The organism is Streptomyces sp. NBC_00846 (assembly GCF_045207325.1).
Taxonomy (GTDB): Bacteria; Actinomycetota; Actinomycetes; order Streptomycetales; family Streptomycetaceae; genus Streptomyces.
In genome coordinates, this window is sequence record NZ_CP108846.1 from 562,855 (window position 1) to 585,300 (window position 22,446).

24 protein-coding genes are annotated in these 22,446 nt (G+C 69.9%); 16 read left to right on the top strand and 8 right to left on the bottom strand.

All coding sequences use genetic code 11. The annotated features are described in order from the left end of the window. The first annotated feature begins 167 nt into the window (after positions 1 to 167). Entirely contained in the window at positions 168 to 1,406 is a 1,239-nt protein-coding gene (locus tag OG936_RS02650; protein WP_331755202.1) for an IS110 family transposase, read from the top strand. 482 nt (positions 1,407 to 1,888) lie between these two features. On the opposite strand, the gene OG936_RS02655 is transcribed toward OG936_RS02650, so the two are convergent. Beyond that, positions 1,889 to 2,680 (bottom strand): metal-dependent hydrolase, encoded by a 792-nt coding sequence (locus OG936_RS02655; RefSeq protein ID WP_371665147.1) that lies wholly within the window; start codon positions 2,678 to 2,680, stop codon positions 1,889 to 1,891. A gap of 138 nt (positions 2,681 to 2,818) precedes the next feature. Between OG936_RS02655 and OG936_RS02660 the strand changes: the two genes are divergently transcribed. Next, positions 2,819 to 5,332 (top strand): DEAD/DEAH box helicase, encoded by a 2,514-nt coding sequence (locus OG936_RS02660; protein ID WP_406492248.1) that lies wholly within the window; start codon positions 2,819 to 2,821, stop codon positions 5,330 to 5,332. Between the two features lie 46 nt (positions 5,333 to 5,378). Next, on the top strand, positions 5,379 to 6,251 hold the full coding sequence (locus tag OG936_RS02665) for an acyl-CoA thioesterase (RefSeq protein WP_371665149.1): 873 nt from the start codon (positions 5,379 to 5,381) through the stop codon (positions 6,249 to 6,251). A 12-nt stretch (positions 6,252 to 6,263) separates the two neighbouring features. Here the strand turns inward: OG936_RS02665 and OG936_RS02670 are convergent, their stop codons facing one another. From OG936_RS02670 to OG936_RS02685, 4 genes are all read right to left on the bottom strand, one after another. Further along, the gene (locus OG936_RS02670; RefSeq protein ID WP_406492249.1) at positions 6,264 to 6,530 is read right to left on the bottom strand and encodes a DUF6011 domain-containing protein; all 267 of its coding nucleotides are present in this window, start codon (positions 6,528 to 6,530) and stop codon (positions 6,264 to 6,266) included. 111 nt (positions 6,531 to 6,641) lie between these two features. Beyond that, positions 6,642 to 6,914: an SHOCT domain-containing protein gene (locus OG936_RS02675; protein WP_406492250.1), complete on the bottom strand. Its 273-nt coding sequence runs from the start codon at positions 6,912 to 6,914 to the stop codon at positions 6,642 to 6,644. A gap of 85 nt (positions 6,915 to 6,999) precedes the next feature. Further along, positions 7,000 to 7,464 carry a DUF6325 family protein gene (locus tag OG936_RS02680; protein ID WP_406492251.1) on the bottom strand — a complete coding sequence of 155 codons (465 nt, stop codon included), beginning with the start codon at positions 7,462 to 7,464 and terminating at the stop codon, positions 7,000 to 7,002. Between the two features lie 208 nt (positions 7,465 to 7,672). Continuing rightward, a complete protein-coding gene (locus OG936_RS02685; RefSeq protein ID WP_406492253.1) occupies positions 7,673 to 8,113 on the bottom strand; it encodes a hypothetical protein in 441 nt (146 codons plus the stop codon). Positions 8,114 to 8,270: 157 nt separating this feature from the next. On the opposite strand from OG936_RS02685, the gene OG936_RS02690 reads away from it, so the two are divergent. The 3 genes from OG936_RS02690 (at position 8,271) to OG936_RS02700 (ending at position 10,106) form a co-directional block, all read left to right on the top strand. Further along, positions 8,271 to 8,852, top strand: a complete 582-nt coding sequence (locus tag OG936_RS02690; protein WP_406492255.1) for a helix-turn-helix domain-containing protein — start codon at positions 8,271 to 8,273, stop codon at positions 8,850 to 8,852. An 80-nt stretch (positions 8,853 to 8,932) separates the two neighbouring features. Further along, entirely contained in the window at positions 8,933 to 9,499 is a 567-nt protein-coding gene (locus OG936_RS02695; RefSeq protein WP_406492257.1) for a GNAT family N-acetyltransferase, read from the top strand. A gap of 118 nt (positions 9,500 to 9,617) precedes the next feature. Further along, on the top strand, positions 9,618 to 10,106 hold the full coding sequence (locus tag OG936_RS02700; RefSeq protein WP_371665156.1) for a glutathione peroxidase: 489 nt from the start codon (positions 9,618 to 9,620) through the stop codon (positions 10,104 to 10,106). 87 nt (positions 10,107 to 10,193) lie between these two features. On the opposite strand, the gene OG936_RS02705 is transcribed toward OG936_RS02700, so the two are convergent. Continuing rightward, positions 10,194 to 11,420, bottom strand: a complete 1,227-nt coding sequence (locus OG936_RS02705) for an acyl-CoA dehydrogenase family protein (protein WP_406492259.1) — start codon at positions 11,418 to 11,420, stop codon at positions 10,194 to 10,196. Between the two features lie 174 nt (positions 11,421 to 11,594). Here OG936_RS02705 and OG936_RS02710 point away from each other — a divergent pair, with 174 nt between their 5' ends. Beyond that, complete coding sequence (locus tag OG936_RS02710; RefSeq protein ID WP_371665158.1) at positions 11,595 to 12,245, top strand: TetR family transcriptional regulator; 651 nt, start codon at positions 11,595 to 11,597, stop codon at positions 12,243 to 12,245. Positions 12,246 to 12,256: 11 nt separating this feature from the next. Here OG936_RS02710 and def read toward each other — a convergent pair whose 3' ends face one another. After that, positions 12,257 to 12,802 (bottom strand): peptide deformylase, encoded by a 546-nt coding sequence (gene def / locus OG936_RS02715; RefSeq protein ID WP_266744810.1) that lies wholly within the window; start codon positions 12,800 to 12,802, stop codon positions 12,257 to 12,259. 114 nt (positions 12,803 to 12,916) lie between these two features. On the opposite strand from def, the gene OG936_RS02720 reads away from it, so the two are divergent. The 5 genes from OG936_RS02720 (at position 12,917) to OG936_RS02740 (ending at position 17,376) form a co-directional block, all read left to right on the top strand. Beyond that, complete coding sequence (locus OG936_RS02720; RefSeq protein ID WP_266744811.1) at positions 12,917 to 14,155, top strand: MurT ligase domain-containing protein; 1,239 nt, start codon at positions 12,917 to 12,919, stop codon at positions 14,153 to 14,155. Positions 14,156 to 14,189: 34 nt separating this feature from the next. Then, a complete protein-coding gene (locus tag OG936_RS02725) occupies positions 14,190 to 14,918 on the top strand; it encodes a type 1 glutamine amidotransferase (protein WP_266744812.1) in 729 nt (242 codons plus the stop codon). 142 nt (positions 14,919 to 15,060) lie between these two features. Next, positions 15,061 to 16,089, top strand: coding sequence for a 6-phosphofructokinase (locus tag OG936_RS02730; protein ID WP_406492260.1), 1,029 nt, complete (start codon positions 15,061 to 15,063; stop codon positions 16,087 to 16,089). Between the two features lie 111 nt (positions 16,090 to 16,200). Then, the gene (locus OG936_RS02735; protein WP_406492261.1) at positions 16,201 to 17,151 is read left to right on the top strand and encodes a cytochrome c oxidase assembly protein; all 951 of its coding nucleotides are present in this window, start codon (positions 16,201 to 16,203) and stop codon (positions 17,149 to 17,151) included. Between the two features lie 66 nt (positions 17,152 to 17,217). Next, the gene (locus tag OG936_RS02740; protein WP_383759473.1) at positions 17,218 to 17,376 is read left to right on the top strand and encodes a hypothetical protein; all 159 of its coding nucleotides are present in this window, start codon (positions 17,218 to 17,220) and stop codon (positions 17,374 to 17,376) included. A gap of 34 nt (positions 17,377 to 17,410) precedes the next feature. On the opposite strand, the gene OG936_RS02745 is transcribed toward OG936_RS02740, so the two are convergent. Then, positions 17,411 to 17,803, bottom strand: coding sequence for an SSI family serine proteinase inhibitor (locus OG936_RS02745; RefSeq protein ID WP_406492262.1), 393 nt, complete (start codon positions 17,801 to 17,803; stop codon positions 17,411 to 17,413). Positions 17,804 to 18,221: 418 nt separating this feature from the next. Here OG936_RS02745 and OG936_RS02750 point away from each other — a divergent pair, with 418 nt between their 5' ends. From OG936_RS02750 to OG936_RS02765, 4 genes are all read left to right on the top strand, one after another. After that, positions 18,222 to 18,818 carry a hypothetical protein gene (locus OG936_RS02750; protein WP_406492263.1) on the top strand — a complete coding sequence of 199 codons (597 nt, stop codon included), beginning with the start codon at positions 18,222 to 18,224 and terminating at the stop codon, positions 18,816 to 18,818. A 4-nt stretch (positions 18,819 to 18,822) separates the two neighbouring features. Next, entirely contained in the window at positions 18,823 to 19,272 is a 450-nt protein-coding gene (locus tag OG936_RS02755; RefSeq protein WP_406492264.1) for a cupredoxin domain-containing protein, read from the top strand. Positions 19,273 to 19,659: 387 nt separating this feature from the next. Continuing rightward, positions 19,660 to 21,801, top strand: coding sequence for a glycoside hydrolase family 6 protein (locus OG936_RS02760; RefSeq protein ID WP_406500303.1), 2,142 nt, complete (start codon positions 19,660 to 19,662; stop codon positions 21,799 to 21,801). 189 nt (positions 21,802 to 21,990) lie between these two features. Continuing rightward, complete coding sequence (locus OG936_RS02765; protein WP_406492266.1) at positions 21,991 to 22,356, top strand: hypothetical protein; 366 nt, start codon at positions 21,991 to 21,993, stop codon at positions 22,354 to 22,356. The last annotated feature ends 90 nt before the right edge of the window (positions 22,357 to 22,446 follow it).

Here is a 22,446-nt window from a genome sequence, read left to right on the forward strand (position 1 = left end):
AGGAGCCGTACGAGCTCCCTCACAGACCGAGGGCCCTGTGGATCGCTGGGGTCACGAACGGCTAATCGGATGCAGGGCCATCGAGCCCTTCCATTAGGGAGACGCGTGCCCCCGCACGGCTGCGACCAGCAGCAACCCGCCCCGACCGAGAGGACCTCAACCACACGATGAAAGTGTTCTGCGGCATCGACTGGGCCAGCGACCACCACGACGTCGCCTTGGTCGACCACGAAGGAACCCTGTTAGGCCGGGCCCGAATCGACGACGATGCCACGGGCCTGCAACAGCTCCTCGACCTGCTCACCACACACGGCGACACCGCGGAAACACCGATCCCGGTGGCCATCGAGACCTCCCGCGGGCTGCTGGTCTCCTGCCTCCGGGCAACCGGACGGCCCGTCTACGCCATCAACCCGATGGCCGCAGCACGGTATCGAGAACGTTACGCGGTCGCCCGCAAGAAGTCCGACCACCTCGACGCCATGGTCCTGGCGAACATCCTGCGCACGGACAAGGCCGCCCACCGGCCGCTGCCCGCCGACAGCGAACTCGTCCAGTCCATCGCCATCCTCGCCCGCGCCCAGCAGGACGCGGTCTGGGACCGGATCCAGGCCGCCAACAAGCTCCGCTCACACCTGCGGGAGTACTTCCCCGGATTCCTCGCCGCCTTCGCAAACGCCCGCGAAGGACTATGCCTTCCGCTCGCCCGGACCGTCCTGACCGCGGCACCCACCCCGGCCCAGGCCGCCAGACTCACCCGCAGCCAGCTGCGGTCCCTGGTGAAGAAGGCCGGCCGCAAGCGCGGTATCGACGCCGAAGCGGACCGCCTCCGCGAAGCCTTCCGCACCCCGCAGATGAGACACCTGCCCCAGGTCGAGCAAGCGATGGGCCTGCGAACCGTCGCGCTGCTGCGGCAACTCGCGGCTACCTGCGAGAGCGTCGAGGAACTCACCACCGCGACGGTGGAGTCTTTTGAGACGCACCCGGACGCCGAGATCATCATCAGCTTCCCAGGGCTCGGATCTCTCACCGGCGCCCGGGTGCTCGCCGAGATCGGCGACGACCGATCCCGCTTCACCGACGCCAAGGGCCTCAAGGCCTTCGCCGGGGCCGCACCAGTCACCCGGGCGTCAGGCAAGAGCCTGTCCGTCATGGCCCGCCGGGTCAAGAACCAACGACTCGCCGCAGCCGGCTACCTCTGGGCCTTCTCCGCCCTCTCATCACCCGGCGCACGAGCCCACTACGACCGCCGACGCGAAGCCGGAGAACGGCACACCGCCGCCCAACGCAACCTGTTCAACCGCCTGCTCGGCTGCCTCCACCACTGCCTCACCAACAACGTCCCCTACGACGAGACCACCGCCTTCCCACCCCCACAGATCCCCGTCATGGCCGTGGCCGCTTGACGGAAAACTGCATCGGATGTCTTCTTGGCGGCCATTACCTTCTTGGCGGCCCCGCAATGGGGCGCCACCTCGGCACAGTGATCGGGTTCTCGGTCCCAGCCGTTTCAGTACGGGTGCTTGTCGGGCTTGTTCACCCATGCCTCGTAGGAAGTGGCCCCCAGCTCGGGAAGGAGCTGTTCGAGAGTGATGCTCCGCCGGTCCGGGGGTTTCTCGAAGTCGCGGCACCGGGGGCGACGGCGAGGTGGTGTCCGGCGAGGGCGCCGGGCCGAGGCACGAGGCGGACCGGAGCAGGTCATCGCCGTAGACGGTGGTGACGCCCGGTGTAGCCGATGCTGCGCGGCCTGCTCGACGGGAACGGTCCAGGGGCGGCCGGGGAGATCGTTCCGGCTCAGCGTCCGGTGCAGCGCGACTCTGCCTGGTCGGCCGTTCCCCGTCCCGGCCGTCGGGCCCGGCTTGTCGGCACCGGCCATCGGTACCGACGGTCAGATGAAGTTCAGCGCCACTGCCCCGCTCAGTCCCCCGAGCACCATGAACACCGGCATCAGCACCTTCAGCTCCACCCAGCTCCCGGCCCGGAACCGCATGCCCTTCGGCGGCCCGATCGGGTACCAGCGCTTGCGTCCCAGCGGTATGGGCCACAGGATCGGGCAGCCGGAGACGGTCAGTGCGTCGCCGATGTCGTGGACGAGCGCACCGAGCACGATCGGCAGCCCCAGCCACAGGTACTCCTGCCCGGGGGCGCTGAACAGCCAGTCCGAGCCGTTGCCCGGCTTGTCCAGGACGCCGGCCAGTATCCAGGCGCTCGTCGCGCCGAGCAGCCACACCAGGACGTCACTGGACATCCGGGCCGCCCGCCACAGCAGTCCTTCGACGGCGAGCACCAGGTGGACGAAGAGGATCGCCAGGACCGCCCACCGGCCGCCGGTGATCGCCGCGGCGGAGGCGCCGGCGCCGATCAGGACCGCCCAGAGCCAGGTGTGCGTCAGGGTCCGGTGGCCGCCGTTGCGGTGCGAGTCGCCACGCATCCTGGTCGCCTTGTAGACGGCGTGCGAGAGCTTGTCGACGATCTCGCAGAGACCCCGGGAGACCGGACCGAAGGCGCGCGAGATGGTCGCGGACTTGTGGTCGAGGTCCGGGGCCAGCGCGGCTCCGGCGGTGATCAGCGCGCCGACGACCAGGACGGGCCACGGCATCGCGTGGCCGGCGGCCGCCGCCGCCGCGCCCACCCCCAGCCAGGCCGCTGCCCCTGACAGAGAGTGTGCCGGTCCCATCATGGTTCTTCCCGCCCCCAAAATCGCATCGCTGCCATTGCCGCCCAGGCACGGCCGAGTTGAGTGGGCAGCGTATCGCCCGTGATCTTCATACAGTCGTCCGGTTCCCTCATCCGGGCGGAAGGCAGGCAAGATGGGGGCGTGACCCTTATCGATCAGCTGCCCCCGACCGACGACCCCGACACCCTCTTCGAGGCTTTCTCGTCATGGACGAAGACGCAGGGCATCACCCTCTATCCCGCTCAGGAGGAGGCGCTGATCGAGGTGGTCTCCGGCGCGAATGTGATCCTTTCCACCCCGACCGGCTCCGGAAAGAGCCTGGTCGCGGCGGCCGCGCACTTCACGGCGCTGGCCCAGGACAAGGTCACCTTCTACACGGCGCCGATCAAGGCACTGGTCTCGGAGAAGTTCTTCGACCTGTGCAAGCTGTTCGGTACGGAGAACGTCGGCATGCTCACCGGCGACGCCTCCGTCAACGCGGACGCCCCGGTGATCTGCTGCACGGCCGAGGTGCTGGCGTCCATCGCGCTGCGTGACGGGAAGTACGCCGACATCGGCCAGGTCGTGATGGACGAGTTCCACTTCTACGCCGAGTCGGACCGCGGCTGGGCCTGGCAGATCCCGCTCCTGGAGCTGCCGCAGGCCCAGTTCGTCCTGATGTCGGCCACGCTCGGTGACGTCAGGATGTTCGAGGAGGACCTGACCCGTCGCACCGGCCGCCCCACGTCCGTGGTGCGCTCCGCGACCCGGCCGGTGCCGCTCAGTTACGAGTACCGGCTGACCCCGATCACCGAGACCCTCACCGAACTCCTGGAGACCAGGCAGTCGCCGGTGTACATCGTGCACTTCACCCAGGCCGCGGCCGTCGAGCGGGCGCAGTCGCTGATGAGCATCAACATGTGCACCAAGGAGGAGAAGGAGAAGATCGCCGATCTGATCGGCAACTTCCGCTTCACCACCAAGTTCGGCCAGAACCTCTCCCGCTATGTGCGCCACGGCATCGGGGTGCATCACGCGGGCATGCTCCCGAAGTACCGGCGCCTGGTGGAGAAGCTCGCCCAGGCCGGTCTCCTGAAGGTGATCTGCGGTACGGACACCCTCGGCGTCGGCGTCAACGTACCCATCCGCACGGTGCTGTTCACGGCGCTCACCAAGTACGACGGCACCCGCGTTCGTACGCTGCGCGCCCGTGAGTTCCACCAGATCGCGGGCCGGGCGGGCCGGGCCGGATTCGACACGGCGGGCTTCGTCGTGGCACAGGCGCCCGAGCACGTCATCGAGAACGAGAAGGCCGTCAAGAAGGCGGGCGACGACCCGAAGAAGAAGCGCAAGGTGGTCCGCAAGAAGGCCCCCGAGGGCTTCGTCGCCTGGTCGGAGACCACCTTCGACAAGCTGATCCAGTCCGATCCGGAGCCACTGACCTCCCGCTTCCGGGTCACGCACACGATGCTGCTGTCCGTGATCGCGCGTCCCGGCAACGCCTTCGAGGCGATGCGGCATCTGCTGGAGGACAACCACGAGCCGCGCAGGGCACAGCTGCGGCACATCCGCCGCGCCATCGCGATCTACCGCTCGCTGCTGGACGGCGGTGTCGTGGAGCAGCTCGACAAGCCGGACGCGGAGGGCCGTATCGTCCGGCTCACCGTCGATCTCCAGCAGGACTTCGCCCTCAACCAGCCGCTGTCCACCTTCGCGTTGGCCGCGTTCGACCTGCTGGACCCCGACTCCCCTTCGTACGCGCTGGACATGGTCTCCGTCGTCGAGTCGACGCTCGACGACCCGCGGCAGATCCTCGCCGCGCAGCAGAACAAGGCGCGCGGCGAAGCGGTCGGGCAGATGAAGGCGGACGGTGTCGAGTACGAGGAGCGGATGGAACTGCTCCAGGACGTCACGTATCCGAAACCGCTGAGCGAGCTGCTGTGGCACGCGTACGACGTGTACCGCAGGAGCCACCCGTGGGTGGGCGACCACCCGGTGTCACCGAAGTCCGTGATCCGTGACATGTACGAACGCGCCATGACGTTCACGGAGTTCACCTCGAACTACGAGCTGGCCCGCACCGAGGGCATCGTGCTGCGCTATCTGGCGGGTGCGTACAAGGCTCTTGAGCACACCATCCCGGACGACATCAAGTCCGAGGACCTTCAGGACCTGATCGCCTGGCTCGGCGAGATGGTCCGCCAGGTGGACTCCAGTCTCCTCGACGAGTGGGAGCAGCTCGCCAACCCGGAGGTGGAGACCGCCGAGGAGGCTCAGGAGCGGGCCGACGAGGTGAAGCCGGTCACGGCCAACGCCCGTGCCTTCCGGGTGCTGGTGCGCAACGCGTTGTTCCGCCGGGTGGAGCTGGCCGCGCTGGACAAGGTCCACGAGCTCGGTGAGCTGGACGGCGACACGGGCTGGGACGAGGACGCGTGGGGCGACGCCATGGACGCCTACTGGGACGAGTACGACGATCTGGGCACCGGTCCGGACGCGCGCGGGCCGAAGCTGCTGAAGATCGACGAGGACGCCGCGCACGGTCTGTGGCGGGCGCGGCAGACCTTCGCCGACCCGAACGGCGACCACGACTGGGGCTTCAGCGCGGAGATCGACCTGGCGGCCTCCGACGAGGAGGGCCGGGCGGTCGTCAGGGTCACCTCGGTCGGCCAGCTGTGACCGCGCTCATACCCACGGCACCCCCGCGAGAGTGGAGACGAACCGCATGACGAACCCTGCCGAGCGGCTGGTCGATCTGCTCGACCTGGAGCGGATCGAGGTCAACATCTTCCGTGGGCGCAGCCCCCAGGAGTCCCTGCAGCGGGTCTTCGGCGGGCAGGTCGCCGGACAGGCCCTGGTGGCGGCCGGCCGTACCACCGACGGGGACCGGCCGGTCCATTCGCTGCACGCCTACTTCCTGCGTCCGGGGCGTCCGGGTGTGCCGATCGTCTACGACGTCGAGCGCATCCGCGACGGCCGGTCGTTCACCACCCGCCGGGTCACGGCCGTCCAGCAGGGCCGGACGATCTTCAATCTGACGGCGTCGTTCCACCGGCCGGAGGAGTCGGGCTTCGAGCACCAGCTGCCGCCCGCCCGTGAGGTCCCCGATCCCGAGGAGCTGCCGACCGTCGCCGAGGAGGTGCGCGAGCACCTGGGGGTGCTTCCGGAGGCGCTGGAGCGGATGGCCCGTCGGCAGCCGTTCGACATCAGATACGTGGACCGGCTGCGCTGGACGCGGGACGAGGTCAAGGGCGCGGACCCGCGCAGCGCGGTCTGGATGCGCGCGGTCGGCCCGCTGGGCGACGACCCGCTGGTGCACACCTGCGCGCTGACGTACGCCAGCGACATGACGCTGCTCGACGCGGTCCGTATCCCGGTGGAGCCGCTGTGGGGTCCGCGTGGTTTCGACATGGCGTCGCTGGACCACGCGATGTGGTTCCACCGGCCGTTCCGGGCGGACGAATGGTTCCTCTACGACCAGGAGTCACCGATCGCCACCGGCGGACGGGGGCTGGCGCGCGGCCGGATCTACGACCGCGGGGGCAACCTGCTGGTGTCCGTGGTGCAGGAGGGGCTGTTCCGCCGCCTGGGCGAGTAGCCGTGCCCGGGCTCAGATGCCGAAAAGCGGGTCCTGTTCGACCTCGTGGCGGCGGGTGCGGATATCCGGGCCCGCGGGGTGCAGTTTGGCGTCGCAGGCGGGGCCGAGTCCGGTGCGGCGGGACTCCGTACCGGTGAGTGGCCGGCCGCACATGCGGCAGCGCACCACCCGCCGCCGGGCGGACGGGCCGCCCGGACCGTCCTCGGGCGAGGGCTCGGGCAGTGGCTCGGGAAGACCGGACTCGGGCAGGCGTTCGCGGAGCGGTTCGGCGGAGTCCACGGATCGATCTTCTCAGGGCGCCCGTCCACCCTGCGACTTCGCATGTCGAACAGCACACGACGGAGGTGTTCGCGCGACCCGGGTACGACCCCGACCGCGTGTCCCGACCGGTCAGGAGGCGAGGATTCTGGCCTTCTGTGCCTCGAACTCGCTGTCGCTCAGCACTCCTTGGCTCCTGAGGTCACCGAGCTCCTTGAGCTGGGCGATCTTGTTGCTCATCTCTTCCTCCGGCGCCAGGGCGGTGGGAGCGGGAGCCGGCTGGGCCCGGGTGGCTTCCTGCTGTGCCCAGCGGCCCGCCTGCCGCCGGGAGACCCGGTTGGAGACCGAGGTGGCGGTGCCGGCGATCACCGCCGTGCGGGCGACGCCGCGAAGAAGGCCTGGCATGTTGCATCTCCTTTGACTGGCTCTGCGGGAACGGGCGGCCCGACGGGACCGCGAACGGGTTCGGACCCGGGACTCGGCCGCGTCGTCAGGCCCTGGACTCGGCCACGTCGAGCGAGGCCAGAACCTCGTGGACCGGGATCCGCCCGTTGGCGACGAGGCGTCCGCCGGAGCGGCGCAGGGCTGCCGCGAACGGTGCCGCCCACACGTTCTCGTAGACGAGGATTCCGGCAGCGCTGCCGGGTTCGAGGATCGCGCTCGCCTCATCGATGTCGTCCTGGCCGATCAGGCCCGAGGACACCCCCTCGAACACGGCGAGGTCCACGCCTCCGTCCCCGGTCAGCTCGGAGAGTTCCACGCCGTCGACGGTGCCGTCGCGATTCTTCCTGACGAAGGTCAGATCCAGGATCCGGATGATGCCCCGGTCGACCAGGTCGACCAGCAGGAGCAGTCCTTGTCCCGTGATCCGGCTTCCCGCCGGAAACTCGACCACCAGGTAGTCGATCGGTCCTGTCTCGTCGCTCTCGACGCTCACGTCAGCTCCTTCCGACATCTCGACTGCCCCGGTTCCGTCGAGGCCACGTCCTTCGCCATTGCAGCAGCGGTGGGACCGGAACGCATCTCGGCCACGGCCCCGGGAGGACCCGGTCCCGTTACGCCATTGGACTGACAGCCGTCCACTCCCCCGGCCGGCCGGTGAGAGCCGTACCCCTGTGGTCCCCCGCCGCCACGGATGATGGTCGCGCTCTGGCCTGCGAGCGTCAGGTCCACTCATCCTGCTGCGGACCCGCGCAGAGTGCCCAGAGGATGAAGACGTCGATGGCGATGAGCACGATGGACCAGAACGGGTAGAAGGGCAGCCACAGGAAGTGGGCGAGTGCACCCAGGCCCACGAGCACGATACCCACGACGCGCGCCCAGGTGGCTCCGCTGATCAGCAGCGCACAGCCGGCGAGGACGATGACGATGCCCAGGATGAGGTGGATCCAGCCCCAGCCCACGAGGCTGAACCGGTACACGTAGTTGTCGCTTGCGACGAACACGATGTCCCTGGTGATGGCCGCGATCCCCTCGAAGGTCGCCATCGCGCCTCCGAAGATCATCAGAACCGCGGCGAAGGTGGTCCACCCGTACCGGAAGGGATGACGTGCAGCCGGGGTGGTGTCACGCGCCACACTCGGCCCGTTGCTGGCACTGGCCATGTCGGCCTCCTCCGGTAGCAGAGCGACCCGGCGGACCCGAGTGGGCTCGCCGGGATTTCGCCGAACCAGCGTGGCACGACGACTCCCGGTCAGCAGAAGAACGACGTCCCGGCCATGGCTTCCCAGAATTTCTCGCAACAGGGATATCATCCCCGATGTGAGAGATTCCGAACGGGCGGAGCCGGGCTCCATCGCCGCCCGGCTCGCCGCGCGGCTGGGCGAACTGCGTACCGGACGCGGCTGGTCGCTGGACGAACTGTCCCGGCGCAGCGGGGTGAGCCGCTCCACGCTGTCCCGGCTGGAGCGGGGCGAGCTGAGCCCGACCACCGCCCTGCTCGGCACGTTGTGCACGGTCTACGGGCGGACGATGTCGCGACTGCTGATGGAGGTCGAGGCGGAAGCACCGCAACTGGTGCCCGCCGCGCGGCAATCGGTGTGGCGGGACGAGGCGTCGGGCTTCGTACGCCGCTCGGTCTCGCCGCCCCACACCGGCCTGCGCGCGGAGGTTGTCGAGGGCACCCTCGACGCGGGGGCCGCCGTCGCGTACGAGAGCGCGCCGGTGCCCGGCGTGGAGCAGCACGTCTGGGTGCTGGAGGGGACGGTCGAGATCACCGTCGACGGCGCCGTGCACACCGTGGGCAGTGGAGACTGCCTGCGTTTCCTGCTGCACGGCCCCTCGCACTTCCGCTGTCCGGGGCCGGAGCAGGTCCGCTACGTGCTGGTGGTCGTCCTGCCGTGAATGACGCGAAGACCACCACGAAGACCGCGAGAGCCAGTGACAGCCGTGACAGCCGTGACAGCCGTGAAAGGACCTGCTTCATGATCGGGACCGTTGCGGTCTCCGGACCCGAACTGGTCACCTACGCCGATGAGTTGGCCGCGCTCCTGGTGGAGACCGTGAACGGCGGATCGTCGGTGGGTTTCCTCGCTCCGCTGGACCGCGGCGCGGCTGCCGACTGGTGGCGGAAGAGAGCCGGCGCCGTCGACGCCGGAGACCTCCGGGTCTGGATCGCCCGGGACGCGGAACGGGTGGCCGGGACCATCGGCCTGGTCCGGTCTCCGCTGCCGAATGCCCGTCATCGCGCGGAGATCGCCAAGCTGATGGTCCGTCCGTCGTGCCGCGGCCAGGGGCTCGGGCGGTCGCTGCTGGCCGCCGCCGAGCGGTCGGCCGCCGAGGCGGGGATCACGCTGCTGGTGCTGGACACCGAGAGCGACAGCCCCGCCGAACGGCTCTACCGTTCGGCGGGCTGGACGGAGTGCGGCTCGATTCCGGAGTACGCCGCCGACCCGGCCGGGACCCTGAAACCGACGACGCTCTACTACAAGGCGATCAGCGCCGCGCCGGAGTCGTCGGATCGGGCGGTGAGCCCGTCCACGTCCTCGTAGGCCACGCCGTCGGCGCGTCGTTGATCCCCGTTGTTCGGACGTCGGCCGTTCGAGTTCGTGACGATCAGCCAGTGGGCACGACAATGGCGGTGGAAGCCACCCTCACAAGGAGAGCCTCATGACGCTGTACGACATCCCCCTGCGCACACTCACCGGCGAGCCCGCATCCCTGGCCGACTACCGCGGCCGGGCGGTCCTGTTGGTGAACGTCGCGTCGAAGTGCGGGCTCACCCCGCAGTACGCGGGCCTGGAACGGCTCCAGAACGCGTACGGGGACCGCGGCTTCACCGTGCTCGGTGTGCCGTGCAACCAGTTCGCCGGCCAGGAGCCGGGGAGCGCGGAGGAGATCCGGTCCTTCTGCTCGACGACGTACGGTGTCAGCTTCCCGCTGCTGGAGAAGACCGACGTGAACGGCGAGGGCCGCCACCCGCTCTACGCCGAGCTGACCGCTCTCGCGGACGAGGACGGCGAGGCCGGTGACGTCCAGTGGAACTTCGAGAAGTTCCTCATCTCACCGGCGGGCGAGCCGGTCGCGCGCCTCCGCCCGCGCACGGAGCCGGAGGCCCCGGAGCTCATCGCCGCGATCGAGGCCCAGCTGCCCGCCTGACCGGTTCCGTCGTCGATACCGGACAGCCGAAGCGGGGGGGCGGGCCGCACGGGCGTGAACCGTGCACACCACCACCCCCGCCCCGCGCTAGCGGATCGGCATGCCCGAGAGGGTGCGGGCGATCACCAGGCGCTGGATCTCGCTCGTGCCCTCGAAGATCGTGTAGATCGCCGCGTCCCGGTGCATCCGCTCCACCGGGTACTCACGGGTGAAGCCGTTGCCGCCGAGGATCTGGACGGCCTGCGCGGTGACCTTCTTCGCCGTCTCGCTCGCGTACAGCTTGGACATGGAGCCCTCGGCCGAGGTGAACGGCTTGCCGGTGGCCGCCATCCAGGAAGCGCGCCAGACCAGCAGCCGGGCCGCGTCGATCTGCGTACGCATGTCGGCGAGCTGGAAGGCGACGCCCTGGTTGTCGATGATCGGCCGGCCGAACTGGGTGCGGGTCTTCGCGTACTCCAGCGCGACCTCGTACGCGGCACGGGCGGTGCCGACCGCCATGGCGCCGACCGCGGGGCGGGAGGCCTCGAAGGTGGCCATCGCCGCGTTCTTCACCCGCTCCCCGCCGGACGCGGCGCGCTCACGGGCCCGGGCCAGGCGCTGGTCGAGCTTCTCCTTGCCGCCGAGCAGGCAGTGGCCGGGGACGCGGACGTCCTCCAGCACGACCTCGGCGGTGTGCGAGGCACGGATGCCGTGCTTCTTGAACTTCTGGCCCTGGGAGAGGCCGGGGGTGTCCGGCGGCACGATGAACGAGGCGTGCCCCTTGGAACCGAGCTCCGGGTCGACCACGGCGACGACGACATGGACGCCCGCGATGCCGCCGTTGGTCGCCCAGGTCTTGGTGCCGTTCAGCACCCACTCGTCCTTGGCCTGGTCGTACACCGCGCGGGTGCGCATCGAGGCGACGTCGGAACCCGCGTCCGGCTCGGAGGAGCAGAAGGCCGCGACCTTGACGTCGTCGGCGTCGCCGTACATCTGCGGGATCCAGGTGCCGATCTGCTCCTCGGTGCCGTTGGCGAGGACGCCCACGGCCGCCAGGCCCGTACCGACGATCGAGAGGGCTATGCCCGCGTCCCCCCAGAAGAGCTCCTCCATCGCCATCGGGATGCCGAGGCCCGTCGGGTCGAAGAACTGCTGGGCATAGAAGTCGAGGGAGTAGATGCCGACCTTGGCCGCCTCCTGAATGACGGGCCAGGGCGTTTCCTCGCGCTCGTCCCACTCGGAAGCCGCCGGACGGATCACGTCCGCGGCGAAGCCGTGAAGCCAGTCACGCACCTGCTTCTGGTCGTCGTTGAGTTCGAGCGTGAACTCCGCCATGTTCCCCTCCACGTACTGCCCTGAAAAATCCACTGGTTACTTGCGGTAACCGCAGTCTGTTACCGGCAAGTAGCCTCTGTCAACCGCCCAGGTGCCGATCCACACGCCGCGGGACAGGGTGTTACGTTGCGCAGGCAGGACGCAATGTGCATGGCCAGGGCGGGGAGACGCGACATGGAGACCACACAACAGGCCGAGCGGCAGCGGACAGCGGCCGAGAGCCGCCGCCGCGAGCTGCTCGAAGCCGCCGACCGCGTGGTGCTCAGGGACGGGCCGGGCGCCTCGATGAACGCCATCGCGGCGGAGGCCGGAATCACCAAGCCCATCCTCTACCGGCACTTCGGTGACAAGGGCGGCCTCTACCGCGCCCTCGCCAAGCGCCACACCGACGCCCTGCTGATCGCTCTGCGGACGGCGCTGGACGCACCGGCCGAGCGCCGTCGGCGCGTGGAGTCGACGCTCGACACGTATCTCGCGGCGATCGAGGCCCGCCCGCAGGTCTACCGCTTCCTGATGCACCCGTCCGACGACTCCGCGCCCTCGACGGAGCAGGGTTTCGACGTCGGGCGGCACTCCGCGCCACTGCTGCGCAGGCTCGGCGAGGAACTCGCCCTGGTCATCGCCGAGCGGGTCGACCTGGGCCCCGACAGCGAGGCCATGGCCCGCATCTGGGGCCACGGCATCGTCGGCATGATGCATGCCGCGGGCGACTGGTGGCTCGGCGAACGCCCTTGCTCCCGCGAGCAGTTGGTGCGCAGCCTGGCAGATCTGCTGTGGGGCAGGCTGGCCGACGCGGGCGACCGGCCCGGCGGCCCGGGGTTCTGAGGCGCGCGCGGTCAGCCGCCCCGCGCCCAGGGCGCCCGGCGGGCCGCGCGCAGCGCCCTCGACCGGCGCAACCCGGTCAGCCGGTCCGTGTAGACCGTGCCTTCGAGATGATCGCACTCGTGCTGCAGGCAACGGGCGAAGAAGCCGGTCCCGGTGACCCGTACCGGCTCGCCCTCGACGGTCACGCCCTCGACGACGGCCCGGTCGAAGCGCGGGGTGCCCGCCTCGATGCCGGGGAGCGAGAGGCAGCCCTCCGGGCCGCGTACGGTGATGCCGTCCGCCTCGACCAGCTTCGGGTTGACGAGATGTCCGAGGTGTCGGACATCGTCGTCGTCCGGACAGTCGTAGACGAACACCCGCAGCGGAACGCCGACCTGATTGGCCGCGAGCCCGACGCCCTGGGCCGCGTACATGGTGGCGTACATGTCCTCGACGAGGCGGGCGAGCGAGGGGCCGAAGTCCGTGACGGGTTCGCAGGCGCCGTGCAGCACCGGATCACCGAGCAGACTCATGGCACGAATCAGTCCGGAACTGCCGGGGATCGGGCGGTTTCGCATGGCGGCAATCGTACGTTCCACGTGACCTCCGCCTCCCCGGCGGTGCCGCGGTGCGGTCGCCGCGCCGGACATCGATAGGCTGGGCGTGGACCGATGCAAGGAGGATCTAGGACGATGGCAGGCAACACGGAGCCGCTGTCGCCGCGGGCCAAGCTGGCCGTGACGGCGGGTAAGGCCGCGGCGGCGGTGTCGCGCGCTGCGGGGCGCGGCAGCGGATCGGTGATCGGCGGCCGGGTGGCACTCAAGCTCGACCCCGACCTGCTGGGGCGGCTGGCGCAGCACCTGGACGTGATCCTCGTGTCGGCGACGAACGGCAAGACGACGACGACCCGGCTGATCGCCGAGGCGCTGCGGGCCGCGGGCCCGGTCGTGTCGAACGCTCTCGGCGCGAACATGCCGGCGGGCATCACCTCGGCACTGGCGGGCGGCTCGGACTCGAAGTACGGCGTCATAGAGGTCGACGAGAAGTACCTCGCCGGGGTCGCGCGCGATACGACGCCCAAGGTGATCGCACTCCTCAATCTCTCCCGCGACCAGCTGGACCGCGCCGCGGAGACCCGGATGCTCGCGGAGAAGTGGCGTGAGGGGCTGTCCGGTTCGAAGGCTGTGATCGTTGCGAACGCCGACGACCCGCTGATCGTCTGGGCGGCGTCCTCGTCCCCCAATGTGGTGTGGGTCGCGGCCGGCCAGGCGTGGAAGGACGACGCCTGGTCCTGCCCGTCCTGCGGCGGTGTGATGCAGCGCCCGGGCGACGACTGGTTCTGCGGCGAGTGCGGTTTCCGCCGCCCCGCGCCGAGCTGGGTGCTGCACGGCGACTACGTCCTGGACCCGCACGGTTCGGCGTGGCCGATCCACCTCCAGCTGCCCGGCCGCGCCAACAAGGCCAACGCCACCAGCTCCGCCGCCGTGGCCGCCGTCTTCGGTGTGCCGCCGCAGGTCGCGCTGGAGCGCATGTACCAGGTGCAGGCCGTCGCGGGCCGCTACGACGTGGTCGGCTTCCTCGGCCGTGAGCTGCGGCTGCTGCTGGCGAAGAATCCCGCGGGCTGGCTGGAGACGTTCTCCCTGATCGACCCGCCGCCCACCCCGGTGATCCTCTCCGTCAACGCCCGGGGCGCGGACGGCACGGACACCTCCTGGCTGTGGGACGTCGACTACACCCAGCTCGCCGGTCACCCGATCTTCGTGCTCGGCGACCGCAAGCTGGACCTCGCGGTCCGTCTCGAAGTGGCCGGTCTCGACTTCCGGGTCTGCGAGAACCTCGACGAGGCCGTGCAGCAGGCCCCGCCCGGCCGCATCGAGGTCATCGCCAACTACACCGCCTTCCAGGATCTGCGCCGTCGTGTCGGCAACTGACCCCGGCCCCGGCCACCTCCGGAGAGGACGAAGCATGAGCAACAACGGTCTGCGTCTGGTCTGGGTCTACCCCGACCTCCTCAGCACCTACGGCGACCAGGGCAACGCGCTCGTGGTGGAGCGCCGGGCCCGGCAGCGCGGTCTCGAGGTGCAGCGCGTCGACGTCCGCAGCGACCAGCCGGTGCCGACGTCCGGTGACATCTATCTGATCGGCGGCGGTGAGGACCGGCCGCAGCGGCTCGCCGCGGAGCGGCTGCGCCGCGACGGCGGGCTCAGCCGGGCCGCGTCCAACGGCGCGATCATCTTCTCGGTCTGCGCCGGGTACCAGATCCTCGGCCATGAGTTCATCAACGACCTCGGTGAGCGCGAGGCCGGTCTCGGGCTGCTCGACGTGGTCTCCACCCGCGGCGAGGGGGCCCGGTGCGTCGGAGACGTACTGGCCGACATCGACCCGCGCCTCGGCCTGCCGCCGCTGACCGGTTTCGAGAACCACCAGGGCATCACCCATCTCGGCCCGACGGCACGGCCGTTCGCCCGGGTGCAGTTCGGCCGGGGCAACGGCACCGGCGACGGCACGGAGGGTGCGTACAACGACACCGTCTTCGGTACGTACATGCACGGCCCCGTCATGGCACGCAACCCGCTGATCGCGGATCTGCTGCTGAAGCTGGCCCTCGATGTCAACGCCCTGCCGCCGACGGACGACCGCTGGTACGAGGCGCTGCGCGCCGAGCGCATCGCCTCGGCGACCCAGCCCGCCTGATGAGGCACATCCGGCTCAGCTGAGCGGCGTCCAGCAGGCGGACGTCCGGTTCGGTCCCGCCACCCTGCGCCGGTAGGGTGGCGGGATCCAACCGGACGACGTGGTCCGGTCGTCGGCCCACGTTGTAAAGGTTTCCCGGGCAATGCGAATTGGTGTGCTCACCTCCGGCGGCGACTGCCCCGGCCTGAACGCCGTCATCCGTTCCGTCGTACATCGCGCGGTGGTCGACCACGGCGACGAGGTCATCGGCTTCCACGACGGATGGAAGGGTCTCCTCGAGTGCGACTACCGCAAGCTCGACCTCGACGCGGTCGGTGGCATTCTCGCCCGCGGCGGTACGATCCTCGGCTCCTCCCGGGTCCAGCCCGCTCATCTGCGGGGCGGCGTCGAGCAGGCCAGGGGCCATGTCGCCGAGCTCGGTCTCGACGTGATCATCCCGATCGGCGGCGAGGGCACGCTGAAGGCGGCCCATCTGCTCTCCGAGGCGGGCCTGCCGATCGTCGGCGTACCGAAGACGATCGACAACGACATCGCCTCCACCGACGTGACCTTCGGCTTCGACACCGCCGTCGGTGTCGCGACGGAGGCGCTGGACCGGCTGAAGACGACCGCCGAATCGCACCAGCGGGTGCTGATCGTCGAGGTCATGGGCCGCCACACCGGCTGGATCGCCCTGCACTCGGGCATGGCGGCCGGCGCGCACGCCATCGTCGTGCCGGAGCGCCCCTTCGACATCGACGAGCTGACCGAGGTGGTCGGCAGGCGTTTCTCGGCCGGCAAGAAGTTCGCGATCGTCGTCGTCGCCGAGGGCGCCAAGCCCCGCGAGGGCTCGTCCATGGAGATCGAGCAGGGCACCAAGGACATCTACGGGCACGAGCGGTTCGCCGGCATGGCCACGCAGCTCTCCACCGAGCTGGAGCAGCGCCTCGGCAAGGAGGCCCGACCGGTGATTCTCGGCCATGTGCAGCGCGGCGGAACGCCGACCGCGTACGACCGGGTGCTCGCCACCCGTTTCGGCTGGCACGCGGTGGAGGCCGCGCACCGCGGCGAGTTCGGCAAGATGACGGCGCTGCACGGCACGGACATCGTGATGGTGCCGCTGAGCGGTGCCGTGGAGACCCTGAAGACGGTCCCGGCCGAGCGGTACGCCGAGGCGGAATGCGTGCTCTGAGCGACACTCTGTCCGACGAACTGCCCCCGGCCGCAGCTGCGGCCGGGGGCAGTTCTACTCTGGTCGGGACAACCGGCACGAAACGGGGACGTCCCCAGCGGGAGTGAACAGATGGATCACAGCGGGCACGGCATGAACATGAATCTGCCGCCGTTCACGCTGGGACGTGGACTTCAGTTCTCCGCGGACCCGTTCTTCCTCATCGGCTGTGTTCTCGCCATCGGCCTGTACGGGTACGCCGTGCTGCGACTGCGCCGACGCGGGGACACCTGGCCGGCCGGCCGCATCGTCTTCTTCGTCGTGGGCGTGCTGTCCATCGCCCTGGTGATGTGCACGAAACTGAACGACTACGGCATGGTCATGTTCAGCGTGCACATGGTGCAGCACATGGTGATCAGCATGCTGTCGCCGATCCTGCTGCTGCTGGGCGCTCCGGTGACCCTGGCGCTGCGCGCGCTCCCGGTCGCGGGACGTGGCCGCACCGGCCCGCGCGAGCTGCTCCTCATGCTGCTGCACAGCCGCTACATGAGGATCATCACGCACCCGGTCTTCACGATTCCGCTCTTCATCGCCAGCCTGTACGCGCTGTACTTCACCCCGCTCTTCGACTTCCTGATGGGTTCGAAGACCGGGCACATCGCGATGATGGTGCACTTCCTCGCCGTAGGTCTGGTGTTCTTCTGGCCGATCATGGGCGTCGACCCGGGGCCGCACCGGCCCGGCTATGTGATGCGGATGCTGGAACTGTTCGCGGGGATGCCGTTCCACGCGTTCTTCGGTATCGCGCTGATGATGGCGACGACACCGATGGTGGAGACGTACAAGAATCCGCCGGCCTCGCTCGGCATCGACGCGCTGAGCGACCAGAACTGGGCGGGCGGTATCGCCTGGGCCTTCAGCGAGATCCCGTCGGTGCTGGTGCTGATCGCGCTGGTCTTCCAGTGGTACCGCTCCGAGCAGCGGACGGCGAAGCGCTCGGACCGGGCGGCGGACCGGGACGGGGACCAGGAGCTGCAGGCGTACAACGCCTATCTCGCCTCGTTGCAGGCGCGCGGGCAGTAGCGGTGGACATGCCTCCGGGGTGACGATGGCATCCACGGCCACCCGGCCGATGAGGAGGGTACGGGCATGTCCGGATCCACGAAGACCATGGGTGTGATCACCGTGGCGGCCCTGGTGGCGGTCACCGCCTACACGGTGGCGCTGGGGAGCAGTGGCTGGCTCTGGTTCGGCTGGGTGGTGCTCGGGCTGATCACCGCAGGGATGGCCGCGACGCGCGAGCCCTGAGCCGGGCGGGCCGCCCGGCTCGGGACGGCCGGGCTCAGAAGCGGAAGACCGGTCCGGTGGCCGCGTCCATCACACAGGCGTTGGGGAACGTCTTCTGCCAGGAGACGGGGCGCCCGTCCCGCTTGCCGGTGACGGTGGCCGTCACCGGGTCGTACTCCTGACTGCACGGGTGCGGGTCGCCGGGCAGGTTGTCCGGATCTCCTGCCGCCTCGTCCATCGCCGCACAGGCGGCGGCCGCCTCGGGGTGGTGGGCGTCCGGGGCGGGCGGGCAGAACAGTGCGAGGCCACGGATCCAGGTGTTCTCACTCCCGGAGACGGTGAGGAAGAGCCCGCGGTCCGGCACCGGGTCGTCGGACCGGGCGGCCGCGGCGGGCACCGCGGCGGTGAGGGTGAACAGGGCGGCGGCGAAAGCGGTGCTCAGGCGCATCGGGAGAACTCCTGGGGCTCGGGGGCTGCGCGGTGTCCCGCCAAACGAACCGGGGACGTCCTGACAAGGGACCGGCGACGTCGCGGCAACGAACGGGGGACGTCCTGACAACGGGCCGGGGCGCGCGTCCCGGGCGTCCCGCATGTCCTGAACATCCCTCCCGCCCCGGATGCCCCGTGTCCGGGAACCCGGCAAGACGATCTTGGAATGCGGCACCGGGCAAGGCGCCGCGCCGCAGGTCCCACCCTCCGGGGCAGTCGGCGAGTCCGGCTGGAGTACCGGCGGACGGCAGACCCGCACCCGGATGGATCCGACCGCCGGGTCATCCCGAGCGCCTGCCTTCCCCCCGGCCGAACAGCACCTAACGTTCGGGCCAGAGTGCCGCCGGAGCGGCGGCCCGATCCGAGGAGCTCTTGTGATGGGGAACCATGCGAGGACAGCCGCGGCCGTGATCGCGGTGGGGCTGTGCGCCGCCGCTGTCGGCGGCTGTTCGAACAGCGGCGGTACGAAGTCGACGGCGTCGAAATCCGCAGCGGTGAGCACCCCTGCGGCATCCGGAAGCTCCTCCCCCGCGGCCCCGGCCTCCCCGTCGGAAACGGCTTCCGCCACGGCAACCGTGGCCGCCGCGTCAAGCCCGCTCGGGACCATCCTGGTCGACGGCAAGGGCCGGACCCTCTACCTCTGGGTCGCCGACACCACGTCCAAGTCGAACTGCTCCGGAGAATGCGCCAAGGAGTGGCCGCCGCTGACGGTCAGCGGTGCGCCGGTCGCCGGCAAGGGCGTGAAGGCCGGTCTGCTGGGTACGACGAAGCGCGGCGACGGCAGCAGGGAAGTCACGTACAACGGACACCCGCTGTACTACTTCGCCGGCGACAGAAAGGCCGGAGAAACCAACGGCCAAGGGGTGAACGATTCCGGCGCCAAGTGGTACGTACTCGATACGTCCGGCAACAAAGTGCTGGGCACAGCCAAGTCCGGCACGCCGCAAGCAGGCTCGCTCGGTGACGGTCGCTGACACCATGCCCACTTCGCTTCTGCACGGCCGGGCAGGTGTCACCGCGGCCGCCGCGATCGTCTTCGCGAGCGCCCTCGTCGGCTGTTCGCACAACGGTGGCACCGGCTCGTCGCCCACCAGTGCCACACCCTCCGCCTCCGCCACTCCCTCGCCCTCGGCCTCCGTGTCCCCTTCGCCGTCCCCGGTCGGCAGGACACGGATCACGATCAAGAACTTCGCGTTCGCACCGGCCCAACTGACGGTCCCCGCAGGCGCCCTGATCACCGTCGTCAACGAGGACGCCGTGGCCCATACGGTGACCGCCACCGCCGGTGCCACCAACGGGAAGACGTTCGACACCGGTGATATCGCGCCCGGGAAGACGGCCACGTTCACCGCCCCAACCAAGCCCGGCACCTACCCGTACATCTGCACCATTCATCCGTACATGAAGGGTGCGCTCACCGTTCGGTGACGCGCGCGATCCCACGCCGACGGAACACATGATTCCGGTCCGGGCGCACCGTATGTCACCAGCGGTTGTGCGCCACGGGCCGGGCCCGCGTCGGAACATCAAGTCAACGAAGCCGTAAAGCAGTTGCGATTTGAGTCTTGACAGGTGCGCATCACCACGCCACCTTGGGAGCGCTCCCACAATCAAGACTTGCACACAATGGCCATCGCGCACCCTGCGGTGATCCCGCCCCGGGCATCGGGCCCGTACGTCGCCCGGACCCGTTCCGCACCACCGCGCCGCCGCCTCCATGCCTCCGCTCCTCCCCCACGACACCCCGCCACTGGAGGATTTGTGTCGGTATCCCGTAGAACGTTCAGCAGCGCCCTGGGCGGCGGTCTGCTCGCCATGGGCCTGGCCCAGGGCGCCGCCGCAGCCGCAACCGCCGCACCGGCGGCCGGCGGCGCCGCCCGGGACGCCGCGGCCGACGACCCGTACACCCAGGCGTTCCTCAGCCAGTACGGCAAGATCAAGGCGGCGGCCAACGGCTACTTCAGCCCGGCGGGCCTGCCGTACCACTCGGTCGAGACCCTGATGGTCGAGGCTCCGGACCACGGTCACGAGACCACTTCGGAGGCCGTCAGCTTCTGGATGTGGCTGGAGGCGGCGTACGGGCGGGTGACCGGTGACTGGGCCCCGTTCAACCAGGCCTGGGCGGTGGCGGAGAAGACGATCATCCCGCAACACGCCGACCCCCTCTTCCAGGTGGTCATCTACGACCTGCCGGGACGGGACTGCGCCGCACTGGCGTCCAACGGCGAACTCGGCCCCACCGAACTCGACCGGTACAAGACCGAGTACATCGACCCCATCGCCGCCATCCTCGCCGACCCGGCTTACGCGAGTCTGCGCATCGTCACCATCATCGAGCCGGACTCACTGCCGAACCTGGTCACCAACGCCGGTGGCACGGAAGGGTCCACCGACGCGTGCGCAACGATGAAGGCGAACGGCAACTACGAGAAGGGTGTCGGCTACGCCCTGCACACCTTCGGTGCCATTTCCAACGTCTACAACTACGTCGATGCCGCCCACCACGGCTGGCTGGGCTGGGACTCCAACTTCGTCCCGGCGGCGCAGGAATTCAAGAAGGCCGCGACGTCGGAGGGCGCCACGGTCGCCGATGTCCAGGGCTTCATCGTCAACACGGCCAACTACTCGGCCCTGAAGGAGCCGAACTTCAAGGTCACCGACACGGTGAACGGCACCACGGTGCGCCAGTCCAAGTGGGTGGACTGGAACTACTACGTCGATGAGCTGTCGTTCGCGCAGGCGCTGCGCACCGAGCTGGTCAGCCAGGGCTTCGCCTCGAACATCGGCATGCTGATCGACACGGCCCGCAACGGCTGGGGCGGTTCCGCCCGGCCCACCGCCGCAGGACCGCTGACCAATGTGGACGACTATGTCAACGGAGGCCGTGTCGACCGGCGCATCCACGCGGGCAACTGGTGCAACCAGAGCGGCGCGGGTATCGGTGAGCGGCCCACCAGCGCCCCCGAACCGGGCATCGACGCGTACGTCTGGGCGAAGCCCCCGGGCGAGTCGGACGGCAACAGCCAGCCCGTCGACAACGACGAGGGCAAGGGCTTCGACCGGATGTGCGACCCCACGTACACGGGTAACGGCCGCAACGGCAACAACCTGACCGGTGCCCTGTCGAACTCCCCGCTCGCGGGCCACTGGTTCTCCGCGCAGTTCCAGGAGCTGGTACGCAACGCCTACCCGCCGCTGAACGGCGGCGGCGGTGCCGACACCCAGGCGCCCACCGTGCCCACGGGTCTGAAGGTCACGGGGAAGACCAGTGGCAGCGTCTCACTGTCGTGGACGGCGTCGACCGACGACACCGGCGTGAGCGCGTACGACGTCTACCGCGCGGGAACGAAGGTGGGTTCCTCCGCGTCGACGTCCTATACGGACACGGGCCTGACGGCCTCGACCACGTACAGCTACACCGTCAGGGCGCGGGATGCGGCCGGTAATGTCTCGGCGGCCTCCGCGGCGGTCTCGGCCACGACCGACCAGGGCGGCGGCACCGGGACCGGGACGCTCAAGGTCCAGTACAAGAACACCGACTCCTCGGCCACCGACAATCAGATCCGGATGGGTCTGCAACTGGTCAACACCGGGTCCGCCGCGGTAAATCTGTCCACGGTGAAGATCCGGTACTGGTTCACTCCGGAGGCCGGCTCGAGCACCTTCGACACCGCGTGCGACTACGCGGTCATCGGCTGCTCCAACGTGACCCGCGGGGTGTCCTCGTCGGGCAGTTCCGCCGCCGGGGCCAGCCACTACCTGGAGGTCGGCTTCTCCAGCGGCACGCTGGCCGCCGGAGCCTCCACCGGGGAGATCCAGCTGCGGCTGAACAAGAGCGACTGGTCGAACTTCGACGAGACGGACGACTACAGCCGCGGCTCCAACACGGCCTACGCCGACGCCTCGAAGATCGCCGTCTACGCGGGCGGCACCCTCTCCTGGGGCACCGCTCCCTGACCGGGCGTCATCCCCGTCGCCGTCCGCGCGGACGGCGACGGGCCGGGTGCCGGACGAGGGACGCGCCCGGCACGATCCGCCCCCTGCCGCTCTCCCGGCAGGGGGCGGCCGGCGTTTCTCGGGCGGGCTGGAATCCGGGGCGGAAAACGGGAGTGACTGTGGTGCGAACTGCCGCCCAGGACCACCCGGTTGACCGTGTACGTGCACGGCGGAGCGACGGTCTTCGTGGACGGCGCCGAGTACCCCGCGCCCGTCGTCGCCGTCGATGCCCGGGGCGTTCGGACCGTGGCGGTCGATCTGCGGGCCGGCGGCCCGTCCGGACCGCGGCCCTGCGGATCCGGACCCGTCCCGGGTTCGAGGGGGGCGCCGCGCCGGCCGACCCGGTGCTGCGAGGCCGGCCCCGGGCGGATCCGCGTCGGCGACCGGGAGACGCACGGCCTGGCCGAGTACAGCGGCGGTGTGCGGTACCGCCGCGTGGTGACCCTGCCCGCCGAGGCCGCCACGGGGCGCGTGCGGCTCGACCTCGGACGGATTCGCGGGACGGCGGAGGTGTGACGGTCGACGGCGCGGCCGCCGGGGTGCGGGTGTGCTCCCCGTACGTATTCGATCTGACGGGCCTGGCCGGGCCCGGGGCCCACACCCTCG

Excerpts from the sequence above, each read along its gene's own strand:
- OG936_RS02710 (WP_371665158.1), top strand. The coding sequence starts at position 11,595 with ATGGAGACCACACAACAGGCCGAGCGGCAGCGGACAGCGGCCGAGAGC.
- OG936_RS02695 (WP_406492257.1), top strand. The coding sequence starts at position 8,933 with ATGATCGGGACCGTTGCGGTCTCCGGACCCGAACTGGTCACCTACGCC.
- OG936_RS02760 (WP_406500303.1), top strand. The coding sequence starts at position 19,660 with ATGGGCCTGGCCCAGGGCGCCGCCGCAGCCGCAACCGCCGCACCGGCG.
- def (WP_266744810.1), bottom strand. The coding sequence starts at position 12,802 with ATGCGAAACCGCCCGATCCCCGGCAGTTCCGGACTGATTCGTGCCATG.
- OG936_RS02745 (WP_406492262.1), bottom strand. The coding sequence starts at position 17,803 with ATGCGCCTGAGCACCGCTTTCGCCGCCGCCCTGTTCACCCTCACCGCC.
- OG936_RS02680 (WP_406492251.1), bottom strand. The coding sequence starts at position 7,464 with ATGTCGGAAGGAGCTGACGTGAGCGTCGAGAGCGACGAGACAGGACCG.
- OG936_RS02740 (WP_383759473.1), top strand. The coding sequence starts at position 17,218 with ATGTCCGGATCCACGAAGACCATGGGTGTGATCACCGTGGCGGCCCTG.
- OG936_RS02655 (WP_371665147.1), bottom strand. The coding sequence starts at position 2,680 with ATGATGGGACCGGCACACTCTCTGTCAGGGGCAGCGGCCTGGCTGGGG.
- OG936_RS02755 (WP_406492264.1), top strand. The coding sequence starts at position 18,823 with ATGCCCACTTCGCTTCTGCACGGCCGGGCAGGTGTCACCGCGGCCGCC.
- OG936_RS02650 (WP_331755202.1), top strand. The coding sequence starts at position 168 with ATGAAAGTGTTCTGCGGCATCGACTGGGCCAGCGACCACCACGACGTC.
- OG936_RS02700 (WP_371665156.1), top strand. The coding sequence starts at position 9,618 with ATGACGCTGTACGACATCCCCCTGCGCACACTCACCGGCGAGCCCGCA.
- OG936_RS02750 (WP_406492263.1), top strand. The coding sequence starts at position 18,222 with ATGGGGAACCATGCGAGGACAGCCGCGGCCGTGATCGCGGTGGGGCTG.
- OG936_RS02675 (WP_406492250.1), bottom strand. The coding sequence starts at position 6,914 with ATGCCAGGCCTTCTTCGCGGCGTCGCCCGCACGGCGGTGATCGCCGGC.
- OG936_RS02725 (WP_266744812.1), top strand. The coding sequence starts at position 14,190 with ATGAGCAACAACGGTCTGCGTCTGGTCTGGGTCTACCCCGACCTCCTC.
- OG936_RS02730 (WP_406492260.1), top strand. The coding sequence starts at position 15,061 with ATGCGAATTGGTGTGCTCACCTCCGGCGGCGACTGCCCCGGCCTGAAC.
- OG936_RS02720 (WP_266744811.1), top strand. The coding sequence starts at position 12,917 with ATGGCAGGCAACACGGAGCCGCTGTCGCCGCGGGCCAAGCTGGCCGTG.
- OG936_RS02685 (WP_406492253.1), bottom strand. The coding sequence starts at position 8,113 with ATGGCCAGTGCCAGCAACGGGCCGAGTGTGGCGCGTGACACCACCCCG.
- OG936_RS02665 (WP_371665149.1), top strand. The coding sequence starts at position 5,379 with ATGACGAACCCTGCCGAGCGGCTGGTCGATCTGCTCGACCTGGAGCGG.
- OG936_RS02705 (WP_406492259.1), bottom strand. The coding sequence starts at position 11,420 with ATGGCGGAGTTCACGCTCGAACTCAACGACGACCAGAAGCAGGTGCGT.
- OG936_RS02735 (WP_406492261.1), top strand. The coding sequence starts at position 16,201 with ATGGATCACAGCGGGCACGGCATGAACATGAATCTGCCGCCGTTCACG.